The 14309-nt window shown below is 71.2% G+C and carries 14 protein-coding genes, 1 other RNA gene and 1 pseudogene; 6 read left to right on the top strand and 10 right to left on the bottom strand.

Translation table 11 applies throughout. From position 1 onward, the window contains the following. Nucleotides 1-140: 140 nt before the first annotated feature. Both ACIRVH_RS18845 and ACIRVH_RS18840 read right to left on the bottom strand, forming a co-directional pair. Nucleotides 141-1310: a serine hydrolase domain-containing protein gene (locus tag ACIRVH_RS18845; RefSeq protein ID WP_403954345.1), complete on the bottom strand. Its 1170-nt coding sequence runs from the start codon at nucleotides 1308-1310 to the stop codon at nucleotides 141-143. After that, nucleotides 1262-2557: a multidrug effflux MFS transporter gene (locus ACIRVH_RS18840; RefSeq protein ID WP_403954342.1), complete on the bottom strand. Its 1296-nt coding sequence runs from the start codon at nucleotides 2555-2557 to the stop codon at nucleotides 1262-1264. The genes ACIRVH_RS18845 and ACIRVH_RS18840 overlap by 49 nt, the downstream gene beginning before the upstream one ends. Nucleotides 2558-2643: 86 nt before the next feature. Between ACIRVH_RS18840 and ACIRVH_RS18835 the strand changes: the two genes are divergently transcribed. Both ACIRVH_RS18835 and ACIRVH_RS18830 read left to right on the top strand, forming a co-directional pair. Beyond that, on the top strand, nucleotides 2644-3672 hold the full coding sequence (locus tag ACIRVH_RS18835) for a Gfo/Idh/MocA family protein (protein WP_403954340.1): 1029 nt from the start codon (nucleotides 2644-2646) through the stop codon (nucleotides 3670-3672). A gap of 56 nt (nucleotides 3673-3728) precedes the next feature. Continuing rightward, on the top strand, nucleotides 3729-4487 hold the full coding sequence (locus ACIRVH_RS18830; RefSeq protein ID WP_403954337.1) for an SDR family oxidoreductase: 759 nt from the start codon (nucleotides 3729-3731) through the stop codon (nucleotides 4485-4487). 266 nt (nucleotides 4488-4753) lie between these two features. On the opposite strand, the gene ACIRVH_RS18825 is transcribed toward ACIRVH_RS18830, so the two are convergent. After that, nucleotides 4754-6010 carry a D-alanyl-D-alanine carboxypeptidase family protein gene (locus ACIRVH_RS18825; protein WP_403954334.1) on the bottom strand — a complete coding sequence of 419 codons (1257 nt, stop codon included), beginning with the start codon at nucleotides 6008-6010 and terminating at the stop codon, nucleotides 4754-4756. A 200-nt stretch (nucleotides 6011-6210) separates the two neighbouring features. On the opposite strand from ACIRVH_RS18825, the gene ACIRVH_RS18820 reads away from it, so the two are divergent. Beyond that, complete coding sequence (locus tag ACIRVH_RS18820) at nucleotides 6211-7674, top strand: ABC transporter permease (protein ID WP_403954332.1); 1464 nt, start codon at nucleotides 6211-6213, stop codon at nucleotides 7672-7674. Between the two features lie 30 nt (nucleotides 7675-7704). Next, complete coding sequence (locus ACIRVH_RS18815) at nucleotides 7705-8481, top strand: ABC transporter ATP-binding protein (protein WP_403954329.1); 777 nt, start codon at nucleotides 7705-7707, stop codon at nucleotides 8479-8481. A 73-nt stretch (nucleotides 8482-8554) separates the two neighbouring features. Here ACIRVH_RS18815 and ACIRVH_RS18810 read toward each other — a convergent pair whose 3' ends face one another. Both ACIRVH_RS18810 and ACIRVH_RS18805 read right to left on the bottom strand, forming a co-directional pair. Further along, nucleotides 8555-9541, bottom strand: a complete 987-nt coding sequence (locus tag ACIRVH_RS18810; protein ID WP_403954326.1) for an aldo/keto reductase — start codon at nucleotides 9539-9541, stop codon at nucleotides 8555-8557. A gap of 110 nt (nucleotides 9542-9651) precedes the next feature. Continuing rightward, the gene (locus tag ACIRVH_RS18805) at nucleotides 9652-9978 is read right to left on the bottom strand and encodes a nuclear transport factor 2 family protein (protein ID WP_403954323.1); all 327 of its coding nucleotides are present in this window, start codon (nucleotides 9976-9978) and stop codon (nucleotides 9652-9654) included. Nucleotides 9979-10099: 121 nt separating this feature from the next. Between ACIRVH_RS18805 and ACIRVH_RS18800 the strand changes: the two genes are divergently transcribed. Both ACIRVH_RS18800 and ACIRVH_RS18795 read left to right on the top strand, forming a co-directional pair. Next, nucleotides 10100-10645 carry a DoxX family membrane protein gene (locus ACIRVH_RS18800; RefSeq protein WP_403954322.1) on the top strand — a complete coding sequence of 182 codons (546 nt, stop codon included), beginning with the start codon at nucleotides 10100-10102 and terminating at the stop codon, nucleotides 10643-10645. Between the two features lie 101 nt (nucleotides 10646-10746). After that, nucleotides 10747-11085, top strand: coding sequence for a MazG-like family protein (locus tag ACIRVH_RS18795; protein WP_403954320.1), 339 nt, complete (start codon nucleotides 10747-10749; stop codon nucleotides 11083-11085). Between the two features lie 22 nt (nucleotides 11086-11107). Here ACIRVH_RS18795 and ACIRVH_RS18790 read toward each other — a convergent pair whose 3' ends face one another. The 5 genes and pseudogenes from ACIRVH_RS18790 to ACIRVH_RS18770 form a co-directional block, all read right to left on the bottom strand. Then, nucleotides 11108-11695, bottom strand: a complete 588-nt coding sequence (locus ACIRVH_RS18790; RefSeq protein WP_403954927.1) for a tyrosine-protein phosphatase — start codon at nucleotides 11693-11695, stop codon at nucleotides 11108-11110. Nucleotides 11696-11758: 63 nt separating this feature from the next. Further along, nucleotides 11759-12307, bottom strand: coding sequence for a hypothetical protein (locus ACIRVH_RS18785; protein ID WP_403954317.1), 549 nt, complete (start codon nucleotides 12305-12307; stop codon nucleotides 11759-11761). A 19-nt stretch (nucleotides 12308-12326) separates the two neighbouring features. Next, nucleotides 12327-13004 carry a DUF429 domain-containing protein gene (locus ACIRVH_RS18780; protein WP_403954314.1) on the bottom strand — a complete coding sequence of 226 codons (678 nt, stop codon included), beginning with the start codon at nucleotides 13002-13004 and terminating at the stop codon, nucleotides 12327-12329. 40 nt (nucleotides 13005-13044) lie between these two features. Continuing rightward, an RNA gene (gene rnpB, locus ACIRVH_RS18775) (RNase P RNA component class A) lies at nucleotides 13045-13451 on the bottom strand. A 118-nt stretch (nucleotides 13452-13569) separates the two neighbouring features. Then, nucleotides 13570-14286 (bottom strand): annotated as a pseudogene (locus tag ACIRVH_RS18770) (DMT family transporter); the annotation flags it as partial. Between the last annotated feature and the right edge of the window lie 23 nt (nucleotides 14287-14309).

The raw sequence follows: 14309 nt of genomic DNA, 5'->3' as shown, positions 1-14309 counted from the left end.
TTCTACGGCGCCCGGTGCCGGTGCCGGCCTCGCTGGGGGCTCCGCCTCCAGACCCCCGGCCCATGTCCACCCACCACCCGTCTCGGTCGGCTGGAAAGGCGCCGCCACGGGGTCCGACTCGGGCGGCCGGGAGGTGCGCCTCAGACCACCGCTCTCGCCAGACGCGTGGCCGCAGCCGCCCTCGGCCGGCTGTCCGGCGGCCTGCGTACGGGGTGCACCGTGTTCGCCAGCAGCACCAGGAACGTGTCCGTCGCCGGGTCGAGGACCAGCGAGGTCCCCGTGAACCCGGTGTGCCCCGCCGCTCCCCTGCCCGCCAGCTCGCCCATGAACCACGGCTGGTCCAGGGCGAAGCCCAGGCCCGGCGGGGCGAAGAGGAGTTCCACGAAGTCGGGGCCGAGGATGCGCGCGGGGCCGTACGCGCCGCCCGCGAGCAGGGCGCGGCAGAAGACCGCCAGGTCGTGCGCGGTGGAGAAGAGACCGGCGTGGCCCGCCACCCCGCCGAGCGCCCAGGCGTTCTCGTCGTGGACCTCGCCGCACAGCATTCCGCGGTCGGCCTTGGCCCAGGGCCGCCGCTGGTCCTCGGTGGCCGCCGCGCCGGGGCAGGGGCCGAAGGCGGTCGCCGTCATCCCGAGCGGGCGGGTGATGCCGTCCTCGATCAGGACGTCGAGCGGGCGGCCGGTGATCCGCTCCAGGACGAACTGGAGCAGGATCATGTTCAGGTCCGAGTAGAGGTACCGGCCGGGCTCGGACGTGGGGGCCTCCGCGCGGAGCATCGCGAGGAGGGCGCCGGCGTCCGGGCAGTCGTACAGCGGGAGTTCGGGGCGCAGTCCGGAGGTGTGGGTGAGCAGCTGCCGTACGGTGACGCCGTGTGCGGCAGCCGCGGTGAACTCGGGCAGGTAGGCGCCGATCCGGGCGTCCATGCCGAGGGTGCCGCGCTCGATCTGCTGCACGGCGGCGACGGACGTGAAGAGCTTGGTGAGGGAGGCCAGGTCGAACGGGGTGTCGACGGTCATCGGGACCCGGTCGGCGGGCGGCAGTTCGACGCCGGTGTCGGTCTCGGGATCGTAGGAGGCATAGCGGACCGCCCAGCCCGCGGCCTCGGCCACGGCGATCACGGGCCCGCGTCCGGCCATGACGACGGCACCGGCGGCCCAGGGGCGTGCTCCGGTGGTGAGGGCGTGCACCTCACCGGCCAGGTGCTCGAGTTCCCGGGGGGCGAGCCCGGCGCGTTCGGGTGTGCCGGCGCGCAGTCTGGGTGCGCTCAGTTGTCCTCTCCCTCCGACCCCGCACGGGTGTTCCAGGGACGGCACATTCCCACGAAGCAGGCCGCCGCTACCAGTGCTCCCGCCAGTTGGACGACCGCCATGGGCACGGCGGTGTGCTCCCCGGCCACGCCGACGAGCGGGGAGGCGACCGCTCCGACGAGGAAGGAGGTGGTGCCGAGGAGGGCGGAGGCGGAGCCCGCGGCGTGCCGGGTGCGCAGCAGGGCGAGGGACTGGGCGTTGGGCAGGGTGATGCCCATCGCCGACATGAGGACGAACAGGGCGGCGGCGATCGGCGCCAGGCCGACCTCGCCGAAGGTGCCCGCGGTCATCAGCAGCAGGGCGGTCGCGGCCAGCACGATGATCGCGAGGCCGGTGCCGAGAACCTTGTCCAGGCTGACCCGGCCCACCAGGATCCGGCCGTTGACCTGCCCGGCGATCATCAGCCCGACCGAGTTGACGCCGAAGAGCAGGCTGAAGGTCTGCGGGGAGGCGCCGTAGATCTCCTGGACGACGTACGGGGAGGCGGATATGTAGGCGAACAGGGCGGCGAAGGCGAAGCCGCCGGCGAGCATGTAGCCGGTGAAGGGCAGGTCGGCGAGCAGGCCGCGCATCGAGCTCAACGCCTGTCCCACTCCCCCGCCGTGCCGCTCGGCGGGCGGCAGGGTCTCGGGCAGCCGTAGCCAGACGAGGGCGGCGAGCGCGGCCCCGACCACGGTGAGGACGACGAACACGCCCCGCCAGTCCGTCACCCGGAGGATCTGCCCGCCGATCAGGGGCGCCACGATCGGCGCGGCCCCGGAGATCAGCATCAGGGTGGAGAAGAAGCGGGCCATGGCCACACCGTCGTAGAGGTCGCGTACGACGGCCCGCGCGATGACGATGCCGGCCGCGCCCGCGAGCCCCTGGGCGAGACGGAAGGCGACCAGCGCCTCGACGGTGGGCGCGAAGGCGCACAGAGCGGTGGCGACGAGGTAGACGGCGAGGCCGGTCAGCAGCGGACGGCGGCGGCCCCAGCGGTCGCTCATCGGGCCCACGACCAGCTGCCCGAGCGCCATGCCGGCCAGGCACGCGGTGAGGGTGAGCTGGACGGTGGCGGCGGGGGCGTGCAGGGAGCGGGTGACCTCCGGCAGGGACGGGAGGTACATGTCCATCGCCAGCGGAGGTGTGGCGGTGAGGCCGCCGAGGACGAAGGTGACGAGCAGACCGGTGCGGCGGGTGGCGGCGGCCGAGCCGGGTGCGGTGGTGGACTGGCGCTCCGTTTCCGGTGTCGGTGCCGCCGCGTGCTCGGGCATGTGTCCCTCCCTCTCCTGCTGGATCGGCCTCTATGCTCGCAGCTCGTACACACTGCCGTGGCACACATGAACGAGGGCGGGGCGGGATGGCGGAGCAGAGCGTGCGGTGGGGGATCCTGGCGACCGGCGGGATCGCGGCCGCGTTCGCGGCGGACCTGGTGGACCTGCCGGACGCGGAGATCGTGGCCGTGGCCTCGCGCAGCCAGGAGTCGGCTCAGGCGTTCGCCGAGCGGTTCGGGGTCACGCGTGCGTACGGCGACTGGGAGCCTCTGGCCGCGGACCCGGACATCGACGTCGTGTACGTCGCCACCCCGCACACGGCGCACCGGGCGGCGGCCGGGATGTGCCTGACGGCCGGGCGGAACGTGCTGTGCGAGAAGGCGTTCACACTCAACCTCCGCCAGGCCGAGGAACTGGTGGCGCTGGCCAAGGAGCGCGACCGCTTCCTGATGGAGGCGATGTGGATGTACTGCAATCCGCTGGTCCGGCGGTTGAAGGCGCTCGTGACGGACGGCGCGATCGGCGAGGTGCGCACGGTGCAGGCCGACTTCGGTCTCGCGGGTCCCTTCCCGCCGGCGCACCGGCTGCGGAATCCGGCACTGGGCGGCGGGGCGCTGCTGGACCTCGGGGTGTATCCGGTGTCGTTCGCGCAGCTGCTGCTGGGTGAGCCGGACGAGGTCGCGGCACGCGCGGTGCTGTCCGACGAGGGCGTCGACCTCCAGACGGGCGCGCTGCTGTCCTGGGAGAGCGGGGCGTTGGCCTCGGTGCACTGCTCGATCGTCGGCGGTACGGGGGTCACCGCCTCGGTGACCGGCTCGCGCGGCCGCATCGACATCCCGTCCGGCTTCTTCCACCCCGACCGCTTCGTGCTGCACCGCGACGGCCGTGACCCCGAGGAGTTCACCGCCGACCCCGCCGACGGCCCGCGCACCACCCTCCGGCACGAGGCCGAGGAGGTCATGCGGGCACTGCGGGCGGGCGAGAAGGAGTCGCCGCTGGTGCCGCTGGACGGCAGCCTCGCGGTGATGCGGACGCTGGACGCGATACGGGAGCGGACCGGGGTGCGGTATCCGGGGGAGGCCCGCGGGGAGGCCGTGGCCACCGTCACCGGGTAGCCGTATGGCGGACATTGCATTCCGCATCGCGGACTTCCCGCCTACGCTGCGGAGCCATGACTGACAGGCAATCGAAGATCGCGGTGGTGACCGGCGCCGGCTCCGGTATCGGGCGGGCCGTCGCCGTGGAGCTGTTGGGCGCCGGCTGGTCGGTGGTGCTGGCCGGCCGGCGCGTCGAGACGCTGGAGGAGACGGCGGCGCTGGCGCCCGGGTCGCCCGCGCTCGCCGTGCGCGCCGACGTGTCCCGGCCGGAGGACGTGGAGGCGCTGTTCGCGGCGGCCGTGGACCGGTTCGGGCGCATCGACCTGCTGTTCAACAACGCCGGGACGTTCGGCCCGGGCGGGGTGCCGGTCGAGGAGCTGGCCTACGAGGCCTGGCGGCACGTGGTGGACACCAACCTCAACGGGGCGTTCCTGTGCGCGCAGGCGGCGTACCGGCGGATGAAGGAACAGGACCCGCAGGGCGGCCGGATCATCAACAACGGCTCCATCTCCGCCCATACGCCCCGCCCGCACTCGGTCGCCTACACCGCGACCAAGCACGCGCTGACCGGCCTGACCAAGTCGCTGTCGTTGGACGGACGGCCGTACCGGATCGCGGTCGGGCAGATCGACATCGGCAACGCGGCCACCGACATGACGGCCCGGATGCAGACCGGGGCACTGCAGGCGAACGGCGAGGTGGCCCCGGAACCGGTGATGGACGTGGCCGACGTGGCGCGCACCGTGCGACACATGGCCGAGCTGCCGCTGGAGGCGAACGTGCAGTTCGCGACGGTCCTGGCGACGGCGATGCCGTACATCGGGCGAGGCTGAGGACGGGGCTCGGGAGGGGCCGGAATCGAGCCCCTCAAGTTACACAAACGGAATTTCAACGTCCGCACTATTGCGGCCCGTCGGCCGCATATGCTCAACTTTCCTCCACAAGAGCTTCACACTTGGAACATGGGGGTTCCGTAGCCATACCGAGGGGGGGAGTCGGCAGTCGTTCCACCGGACCGGAGTTGGGGGTGGACCTCGCGTGGGACCGCGGGGTACGCACCGGTCGGTGGAACGGCTGCCGCAGTACTCGATCCGGTACCTCAGCGCCGATGCCGTGGCCCCGACCCGGACTCCGGCTCCACCTCGGCCCGAGTCTCTTCGGCCCGAGCCTCTTCGGTCCGCGCCGTCCTGGCCCGAGCCACCTCGGCGCGAGCGGCCTTGGCTCGCACCACGCGCCGCCGCAGCGCCCACGCACCCACGCCCAGCAGTGCCGCCGTACCGGCCGCACCCTCCAGCAGCCGCCACGACGAGGGGTGCCCGGAGGACGCCGAGCCGGGAGCACCGGCCGCGGCCCGGGCCGCCTTCCCCTCGGGCGCCGGGCTCGCGCTCGCCCCGCCCTCGCTGATCGGATCGACGAGCGTGCCCACCGCCTGCGCCGAACGCCCGGCCCCGAAGCCCCAGTCGAGCAGCGCGGCGGTCTGCTCGTAGACGGCGTTGCTGCCCTCGGCCGGATGCATCACGGTGACCAGCAGGGTGCGGCCGCCCCGGGTGGCCGCGCCGGTGAAGGTGTTGCCGGCGTGGCTGGTGTAACCGTTCTTCACGCCGATGAGACCGTCGTACGTGTGCAGCCCCCAGGCCCCCGTGAGCAGGCGGTCGGTGTTCTGGATCTGGAAGGTCTTCTTGCCGCCGGCCGGGAAGTCGGCGGTCCTGGTGCCGCAGTAGCCGCGGAAGTCGGCGTTCTTGAGGCCGTGCCGGGCGAAGAGCGTGAGGTCGTACGCCGAGGAGAGTTGGCCCTTGTGGTCGAAGCCGTCGGGGCTGATCACATGGGTGTCCAGGGCCTGCAGGTCCTCGGCCATGGCCTGCATCTCGGCGACCGTCTTGGCCACGCCCCCGTTCATGTGCGCGAGCACGTGCACCGCGTCGTTGCCGGAGCGCAGGAACACGCCCTGCCACAGCTGCTCGACGGTGTAGGTGATGCCGGGCTTGACGCCGACGAGGCTGGAGCCGGCCGGGATGTCGGCGAGGTCGGCGTCGGTGACCTTGTACCGCTCGGTCCGCTCGAACTTCTTCAGCACGGTGTCCGCGAACAGCATCTTCAGCGTGGACGCGGGCGCCAGCGGCCGGTGCGCGTCGAAGGAGGCGAGCACCTCGCCGGTCTCGCCGTCGGCGACCAGCCACGAGCGGGCGGAGAGCTTCTTGGGCAGGCCGCCGGCGCCGCGCACCTGGACTCCGGTACGGGCCAGCCGCTCACCGCCGATCACGGTCGCGGCGGAGGCGGGGGCGGCCACGGACAGGGGGAGGGCGGCGGCCGTCAACCCGAGGGCGGCACGCCGGCTGAGCCGGGAACATTCACGCACCCGGGGACCGTACACCGCACCCAACAGGCATTTCCTGGCAGGAGGCCCTCCCTGGCATAGGAATTTGCTGTCTTATGAAAATTTGACCCCCCATCCTGCTTTCTCAGCTCTGACACATCCTTTACTCAGCGCGCCTCAAAGGTTCCTCCCTAGCTTGTGGCCGCGCCCACAGCGGGCGCCAAGAACCTTCGAGGAACGGGATGTTTGGCATCTATCTCAAGCGTGAGCTGAGCCGCCGCAAGAAGGCCGCTCTGGTCATCGCGATGGGTCTGGCGCTCGGTATCGCGCTGGTCATCACCGTCAACTCGGTGTCGGCCGGTATGACGCAGGCGCAGGACAAGGTCCTGAAGTCGCTCTACGGCCTCGGCACCGACATGACGGTCACCAAGGCGCAGTCGGCCCCCAAGGCCGGCAGCTCGCAGGGCCCGAACTTCAAGTTCGACGCCAGGTCCAGCAGCAAGAGCTCGCAGAGCTCGGACCGGGTGATGACACAGGGCGGTCAGGCTCTGAAGTCCTCACTGGTCGAGAAGGTCGCCGCGCAGAAGGGCGTGGCGAGCGCGGTGGGCGCCCTCTCCCTGAACGTCACCAAGGTCGACGGCTCCTTCACCCAGGGCAAGGCGAAGTCGTCCACCTCGTCGTCCGGCTCCCAGCAGCAGGGCGGCCCGGGCGGCGGCACCGGCGGCGGCAGCGGGCAGCCGCAGGTGCAGGGCGGCGGCGCCAACTTCAACGTCAACAGCTACTCGGTGGCCGGCGTCGACGTCACCGACCAGGCCCTCGGCCCGCTGGCCACGATGAAGATCACCTCCGGGAAGACCTTCACCTCGGCACAGACCGACGCGAAGGTGGCGGTCGTCGGCAAGTCGTACGCCAAGGAGAAGAAGTACAAGGTCGGCTCGACCTTCAAGATCTCCGGCACCAGGTTCACGGTCATCGGCATCGCCACCCCGGACAGCAGCGAGTCCACCACCGACGTCTACCTGCCGCTGAAGCAGGCCCAGTCGCTCGGTGACGCCAAGAACAAGGTCACCACGATCTACGTCAAGGCGACCGACTCCAAGCAGATCTCCACCGTCAAGAAGACCATCCAGAGCAACATCTCCGGTACGACGGTCACCACCTCCTCCGACCTGGCCTCCACCGTCTCCGGCTCGCTGTCCACGGCCTCGAACCTGGCCGGCAGCGTCGGCAAGTGGCTCTCGATCACCGTCCTGGTCGCCGCTTTCCTGGTGGCCGCGCTGCTCACCTCGTCGGCCGTGTCCCGGCGGGTGCGCGAGTTCGGCACCCTGAAGGCGCTCGGCTGGCCGAGCCGCAAGGTGACCCGGCAGGTGGTCGGCGAGTCCATGGTCAACGGCCTGATCGGCGGCGGCCTCGGCATCGCCCTGGGCCTCGCGGCCGCCTACACGGTCACCGCGATCAGCCCGAAGCTGCAGGCGGAGCTGGGCAGCAGCGGCGGCGGTGGCATGGGCGGCGGTCCCGGTGGCGGCGGCCCCGGCCAGCAGGCCACCAAGAACACCCTGGAGATCGCGCTGACCGCGCCCGTCTCCCTGACCACCATCGCCCTGGCCGTCGGCCTCGCGGTCGCCGGCGGTCTGATCGCCGGCGCCATGGGCGGCTGGCGCGCCTCCCGGATGCGCCCGGCCGACGCCCTGCGCAGCGTCTCCTGACCCACCCTTCTGTTCACTCACGGAGCACCCATGTACAGACTCACCGGCGTCACCAAGCGGTACTCGCGGGGCAAGGAGACGGTGGAGGCGCTGCGCGGCGTCGACCTCACCATCGCCGACGGCGACCAGCTGGTCATCCAGGGCCCGACGGGCGGCGGCAAGTCCACCCTCCTGCAGATGATCGGCGGCCTCGACCGCCCCTCGTCCGGCAGCGTCGAACTGGACGGCGTCGACCTCGCCACGATCAGCGAGGCCAAGCTGACCCGGCTGCGCGCGGAGAAGATCGGCATCATCTTCCAGGCGTTCAACCTCATCCCGACGCTGACCGCGCAGGAGAACGTCGAGACGGCCCTGGTCCCGCTCGGCGTCAAGCCGGCCGAGCGCCGCGAACGAGCGGCCGACGCCCTGTGCTCGGTCGGCCTGGGCGAGCGCCTGACCCACGTCCCGTCCGAGATGTCCGGCGGCCAGCAGCAGCGCGTCGCCATCGCCCGCGCACTGGTGAAGAACCCGAAGGTACTGCTGGCCGACGAGCCCACCGGCAACCTCGACGAGGGCACCCGCGACGACATCATGGCCCTGCTGGAGGGCCTGTGGCGGGAGCACGGGCTGACCTTCGTCATGGTCACCCACGACTCCTCCATCGCCCGCCGCGCCCCGCGCCTGGCCACCATCAAGGCGGGCCAGATCACGCTCACCGAGCAGGGCGGGGGCGGCGCGGGTCGACAGCAGGCGTACGGGCAGCAGGCGAACGGGCAGTATCCGCAGGAGCAGTACGCGCAGCAGCAGTACGGCGGTCACGGCTACTGACGTCGCAGTAGGCCCTGTTGGGCCTCGTACGGGACAGACCACTGGACCCGCTTCTACGGCTCGCTGGGGCCGCTCATCGCCCGAGCAGGCGATCGATCTCGGTCAACTGCTCGGCGGTGAGCGGTCCCTTCGCGATCGCGCCGGCGTTCTGCTCGGCCTGGGCGACGGTCCGGAAGCCCGGGATCGGCACGGTGCGCGGGCTGCGCGCCCACAGCCAGGCCAGGGCACCCTGGGCGGGGGTACGGCCGCCACTGGTGAGGATGTCCCGCAGGGCCTCGACCCGACTCACCCACTCGGGATCGGCACCGGACCCGTCGCCCCCGAACCCCTGGAGCCAGGCGGGCGGCCTGCTCCGGATGTCCCCGGCCTCCAGGGAGGTGTGCCGCTTACCGGTCAGCAACCCCATGGCGAGAGGGCTCCGGTTGATGCTGGCGAGCCCCGACTCCTCGCACAGGGCCAGCATGTCGGGCGCGTCCTGCAGCACGTTGAGCGCGTGCTGTACGGCCGCGCAGTGCTCCCCTTCGGCGAAGACGGCGGCGCGGGCGGGGTCGTCGGTACTCCAGGCGTAGGCCCGGACAAGCCCCTCCTTGACGAACTCCTCACAAGTATTGCGGAGTTGAGCCGCACGCTCGGGCTCGGCGTCGGAGAGGTGCAACTGGTAGAGGTCGACGTGGTCGGTGCCGAGGCGGCGCAGGGAAGCGGTCAGGGCCCGGCGGGCGTAGGCCGGGGAGTCGTCGGCGCCGGTGAGGGTGCGGGTGTCCGCGTCGAAGACGTTGCCCCACTTGGTGGCGACGACGACCTGGTCCCTCCGCTTCCCCAGCGCACGACCGAGGATCTCCTCACTGTGCCCGGTGCCGTAGACATCGGCGGTGTCGAAGAAGGTGACGCCGAGGTCGAGGGCACGGCGGACGGCCCGTACCGACTCCTCGTCGTCGACCTTCCCCCACCCGAGGGGCTGCCCGTCGGGTGCCTGCCACTCGCCGCCGATGGCCCAGCACCCGAATCCGAGGGCACTCACTTCGATCCCGCTGCGTCCCAGTGTCCTGCTGGTGGTCTCCATGCCGCAGAACGCTAGGAGTTGGAGCGCACACGAGGGCAAGCGGTTTCACAGGGGGGACTACTCGGGGGATTGCTCGGGAGGATTACGCCTGCCCGGTCCCGAACCGGGGACTAGGCCTGCCCGGTCTCGAACCGGGAGATCCTGCCGTCGTCCTCGATCTCGAAGTGCCACTTGGTGCGCATCTCGCCCCAGGCGTCGTTGCGGTAGCGGGCGATGAGGTCGCGGCCGCCCCGGGACTCGTTGTCGACATCGATGTGACCGTTGGAGGTGAAGATCTCCCGGTCGATCCACTCGGCGAGGTCGGTGTCGGAGCCGTCGTCGGCCATCGTCGCGCCCGGCGAGAGGAGGGACATGAAGCCCTCGCGGTCGTGCGAGTTCACGGCGTTGACGAAGGCCCGGACGGACGGATCGCTGAGCTTGGCTGGCTGAATCGTCATGGCGTCAGACTCACACCGCTCCCCCGCCCCCGCCACCCGAACGCCCTCCACGACGGGCCCGCAGGAGCACGGGGTGCGACGGTGGCAAGGGACTTCATAGGCGCTGACAGGAGTGACGACCGTGACCTGTTACGACCGACGTGATCTGGGCCTGCTGCTGCTCCGGCTGGGGACGGGCGGGGTGCTCGTCGCACACGGCACGCAGAAGCTGTTCGGGTGGTTCGGCGGCCACGGCCTGGAGGGCACGGGCCAGTTCATGGAGTCCGTCGGCTACGCGCCCGGCAAGGCGAGCGCGACGGCGGCGGGCCTGGCGGAGGCGGGCGGCGGCACCCTGCTGGCGCTGGGCCTCGCGACCCCGGCGGCGGGCGCGGCGGCGGCCGGCGCGATGGCCGGGGCTGCGGCGGTCCACAAACCCAACGGCTTCTTCGCCCAGGAGGGTGGCTACGAGTACGCGGCCACCCTGGGCCTGGCGGCAGCGGGCCTGGCCATCGCGGGCCCGGGCCGCCTCTCCCTCGACCACGCGTCCGGGCATGTCTTCGACCGGGGGTGGATGGTGCCGGTGGCACTGGGGGTGACGGCGGCGGCTACGGCGGTGGTGGTAGGAGCACGAAACCGTCGGGTGCGACAGAAGACGGAGGGCGAGCAGGAGGTCCTGTTCGAGGACTAGCCCCGTCCGGGGCATGAGGTGCTCTTCGCGGACTGGCCCCGTCCGGGGCATGAGGCGCTGTTCGAGGAGTAGCCCAGCCGGGGCATGCCAAGCTTCGGGGCATGAGCGACCCGGACACCTCCCCCGCCCTCTGGCCGACGATCGACGAACTCTGGGACCGCCTGGAGGCGACCCGCAGGCACGCCGGCCCCGAGGGCGTACTGCTCCGCATCCTCAAGCTGTCGGAGGAGGTGGGCGAGGTGGCCGAGGCGGTGATCGGCGCGACCGGCCAGAACCCACGCAAGGGAGTCACCCACACGTGGGAGGACGTCCAGTCCGAACTGTGCGATGTGGCGATCACGGCGCTGGTGGCGCTGCGGACGCTGGCCCCGGACGCCCGGGAGGTCTTCGACGCACACCTGAAGGGTGTGCGGGAGCGCCCGTTGACTCCTCCTGCCTGAGCGCGCGCCCCTTTGCCCGAGCTCAGCCGACGAGGCGGCCCCGCAGGCGAGTCAGGGTGGATCCGTCGAGGCCGAGCCCGTTGATCAGGAAGGCCCCGAAGCTGCCGTAGTCGTGCACGGCCTGGTCCCGGAAGGCGGCAAGGTAGTCGCTGCGCACCTCCTGGAGAGGGATGAGCAGGTCGGGATTCTGCATGTAGCCGGCCGCCTTGAGCTGGTCTCGCAAGGCCTGGTCAGAGGCAGCACGCAGCTGATTGGACAGCAGGTAGTCGATTTCGGCCGTCGACGCGGGCACGCCCACAGCACGCAGGATCGTGTCGGCGACGACTCCGGTACGGTCCTTGCCCGCCGAGCAGTGGAACAGGACCGGCTTGGTGGAGTTCGCGACGGTACGGACGGCGGCACCGAGGGCGGCCCGATTGGCGATGAAGGCGAAGAGGCTGGTGTCGTCGACGGGCTGAGGGACGGGGGTGACGCCTGCCGGGAGCCGGTCGGTTCCGTCGGCCTGCACCTCGGTGAGGGTGCGAAGGTCGATGACACTGCCGAGCCGCAAGCCGGCCAGGGCGGTGACACCCTCCGGACGAATCTTGGCCAGACTTTCGGACCGGTACAGGGCGGAGCCTTCGCCATCTCTCCTGGCCTTCCAGTCGTGGATCGTAACTGGGCTGGTGTCGGCTCATGCTTTCCTCGGCTTGCGGGGCTTGGTCCAGTTGCCGTGCGGCCGGTTTCGTTCCCGGGCAAGCCTCGCGGTGTCGAACTGGGCCTTGCTTGTGACTGTTCGTGGTTCGGGTTCGAGCACGGCTGCACTTGCTCGCCACGGGGCGGCCGAGGCCCAGCCGACGAGGGGCATGGTCTCGTTGTAGTGGGGGGCGAACCGTGCGGTGATGAGCGCCGGCATCCGGTAGTTCAGCTCTCGCACATGCTCGACGAACGCCTCGGGAAGCGAGACGTGGTGCGTCTCGACGTAGTGGGGGAAGTCCTGGCGCCAGAGCCAGGTGCCGTCGGTCACCAACGACGAGCATCCGAGGGAGTGGCGGTGCGCACTGCCGGTGATGACGTCATGGCCCGCTTCCATGACGTCGATGAGGATGTGGCCGGCGTCCAGGTAGGCCACAAGGTCCGCCTCGTCCGGTTCGCCGAAGGGCCGGACGGCGTCGCGGATGGATCCGGTCGGCCGACCGGGGAGGTCGTCGAGTTCGTCGTAGAAGCCCAGCAGTCCCAGCACCGTATTTCCCTCGACTTGGTCAGTACCGGATCTCGACGACGTGCCCCTCCCCATCCAGCTCCGGCACCTCCGGAATCCGCCCCGCGCCCCCCAGCGCGATCCGGTGCGCCGACCAGGCCGCCGCTGCGGCATCGAGTACGTCGTCCGCAGGAACGCGATCCGCCTCGCCGAGCTGATCCGGCAGCACGATCCCGGCTGCGGCCAGCAACTGGCGGCGCGCGTTCTGGCCACGCCACGTCTTCTTGGCGTGGTCCAACGGCACCCCTCCGGCCAGAGCGTAGAAGGACACCTCGGGGTGCACCTCATGGATCCGCTCGTCGGTGAGCCAGCACGCCCGGGCCTCGATGAGTTTGGGAGCCAGGGCCCACGCCTGTCGGCTCAGTCGGTGGCCGGTGAGTTCATGGCAGCGGTCACCGGCCGCCATGTAGTCCGGTTCCTGCCAGGCCGGGCGCGGTGCCACGAGGAAGACGCTGTTGCGCCGTGCCCCCAGGAGTGACCTCGCGCCGAGATCAGCCGCGCGCCAGCCCTTCTCGATCAGGCCCAGGGGCATGTCCACCGCGATCGCCTCTGCCCCGGCGGCACGCTCGATCAGCGCATCGAGACGGAGGTCCACGAGGCTGCCCGCGAAGTCGCCGTCCCTGAGCCGGATCCCTGTCCAGCCCTGCTTGCCGCAGGCGTCGACCCCCAGGACTTCCATCCCGCCTCGCCTCTCGCGCAGGACGAACAAGAAGAAGAGGCAGACGAGTCGGGCTGTACGCCGGGTTCTGTTCTCCGGGGTCCTCGCGGACCTCGAAGCGACGGCCATCCATCTAGGACCGACGTTGCCGTCGGCCTCGTGCGGTCTACCCGCGGACTCGGGCGGGCAGCCCTCGAACGTCCGCGCAGAGCCGCCTTTTACAGCGGCTCCTCTTGACCTTGCTCCGGGTGGGGTTTACCTAGCTGCCCAGGTCACCCTGGGCACTGGTGGTCTCTTACACCACCGTTTCACCCTTACCGAGGGCCGAAGCCCCCGGCGGTTTGCTTTCTGTGGCACTGTCCCGCGGGTCACCCCGGGTGGCCGTTAGCCACCACCCTGCCCTGTGGAGCCCGGACGTTCCTCGGGAAGCCCCCTAGGGGGACTCCACGCGGCCGTCCGCCCGGCTCGTCTGCCGTGTCGACCATGGTACCGGGCGTGCGGGGCGGCGTGGGCCGGCGGTCGCCGTGGCCAGTACCGAGCCCGCCAGGATCAGGGTGAAGGCGACCGCGATGCCCGTAGTCAGGGATTCGTCCAGGAACAGCGCGCCTGCAGCCACCGCCACGGCCGGGTTGACGTACGTGATGACCGTCGAGCGGGTCGGGCCGACCTCCTTGATCAGTTCCAGGAAGGCCACGAAGGCCAGCGCCGTGCAGATGACGCCCAGGCCGGCGAGGGAGGCCAGGACCTGACCCGACGGTACGGCGGACGGCCAGGTGGCCGCTGCCGCGGGGGCGTAGACCAGGGCGGCCAGGGTCAGGCACGGGGCCGTGAGCTGGAGGGTGGGAACGTCCTTCAGCCATCGCGCGGCTATCAGCGGGGCCGTCGCATAGCCCAGGACGGTCAGCAGGACCTCGCCGAGCGAGCGCGCGTCGCCGCCGGTGAGGTGGGGAACGGTGAGGACCGCCACGCCGGCGAGGCCCAGGGCCAGGCCCGCGACCCGCCGCACGCCGAGGCGTTCCGTGTCGCCGAAGAAGCGGGCCAGGAGCACCCCGACGATCGGTACGCCTGCGATCAGCAGGCCCGCCGTGGAGCTGGACAGGTGGCGTTCGGCGTCGGTGAGGGTGAACCAGGGGCCGACGATCTCGATGCACGCGAAGGCCAGCATGGGACGCCAGTGCGTGCGGACGACACGGATCAGGTCGCCCTGGCGGATCGCGAACGGGAGCAGGAGGAGCGCGCCGAGCGCACAGCGCGTGAACACCACCATGGCGGGGGACAGGTCGCCCACCGCCACCTTGATCATCAGATAGGGAATGCCCCAGACCA

This window comes from Streptomyces sp. NPDC101165, assembly GCF_044768135.1.
In the GTDB taxonomy this organism is placed as follows: Bacteria; Actinomycetota; Actinomycetes; order Streptomycetales; family Streptomycetaceae; genus Streptomyces.
This window is presented reverse-complemented; position numbering and strand designations above follow the sequence as displayed.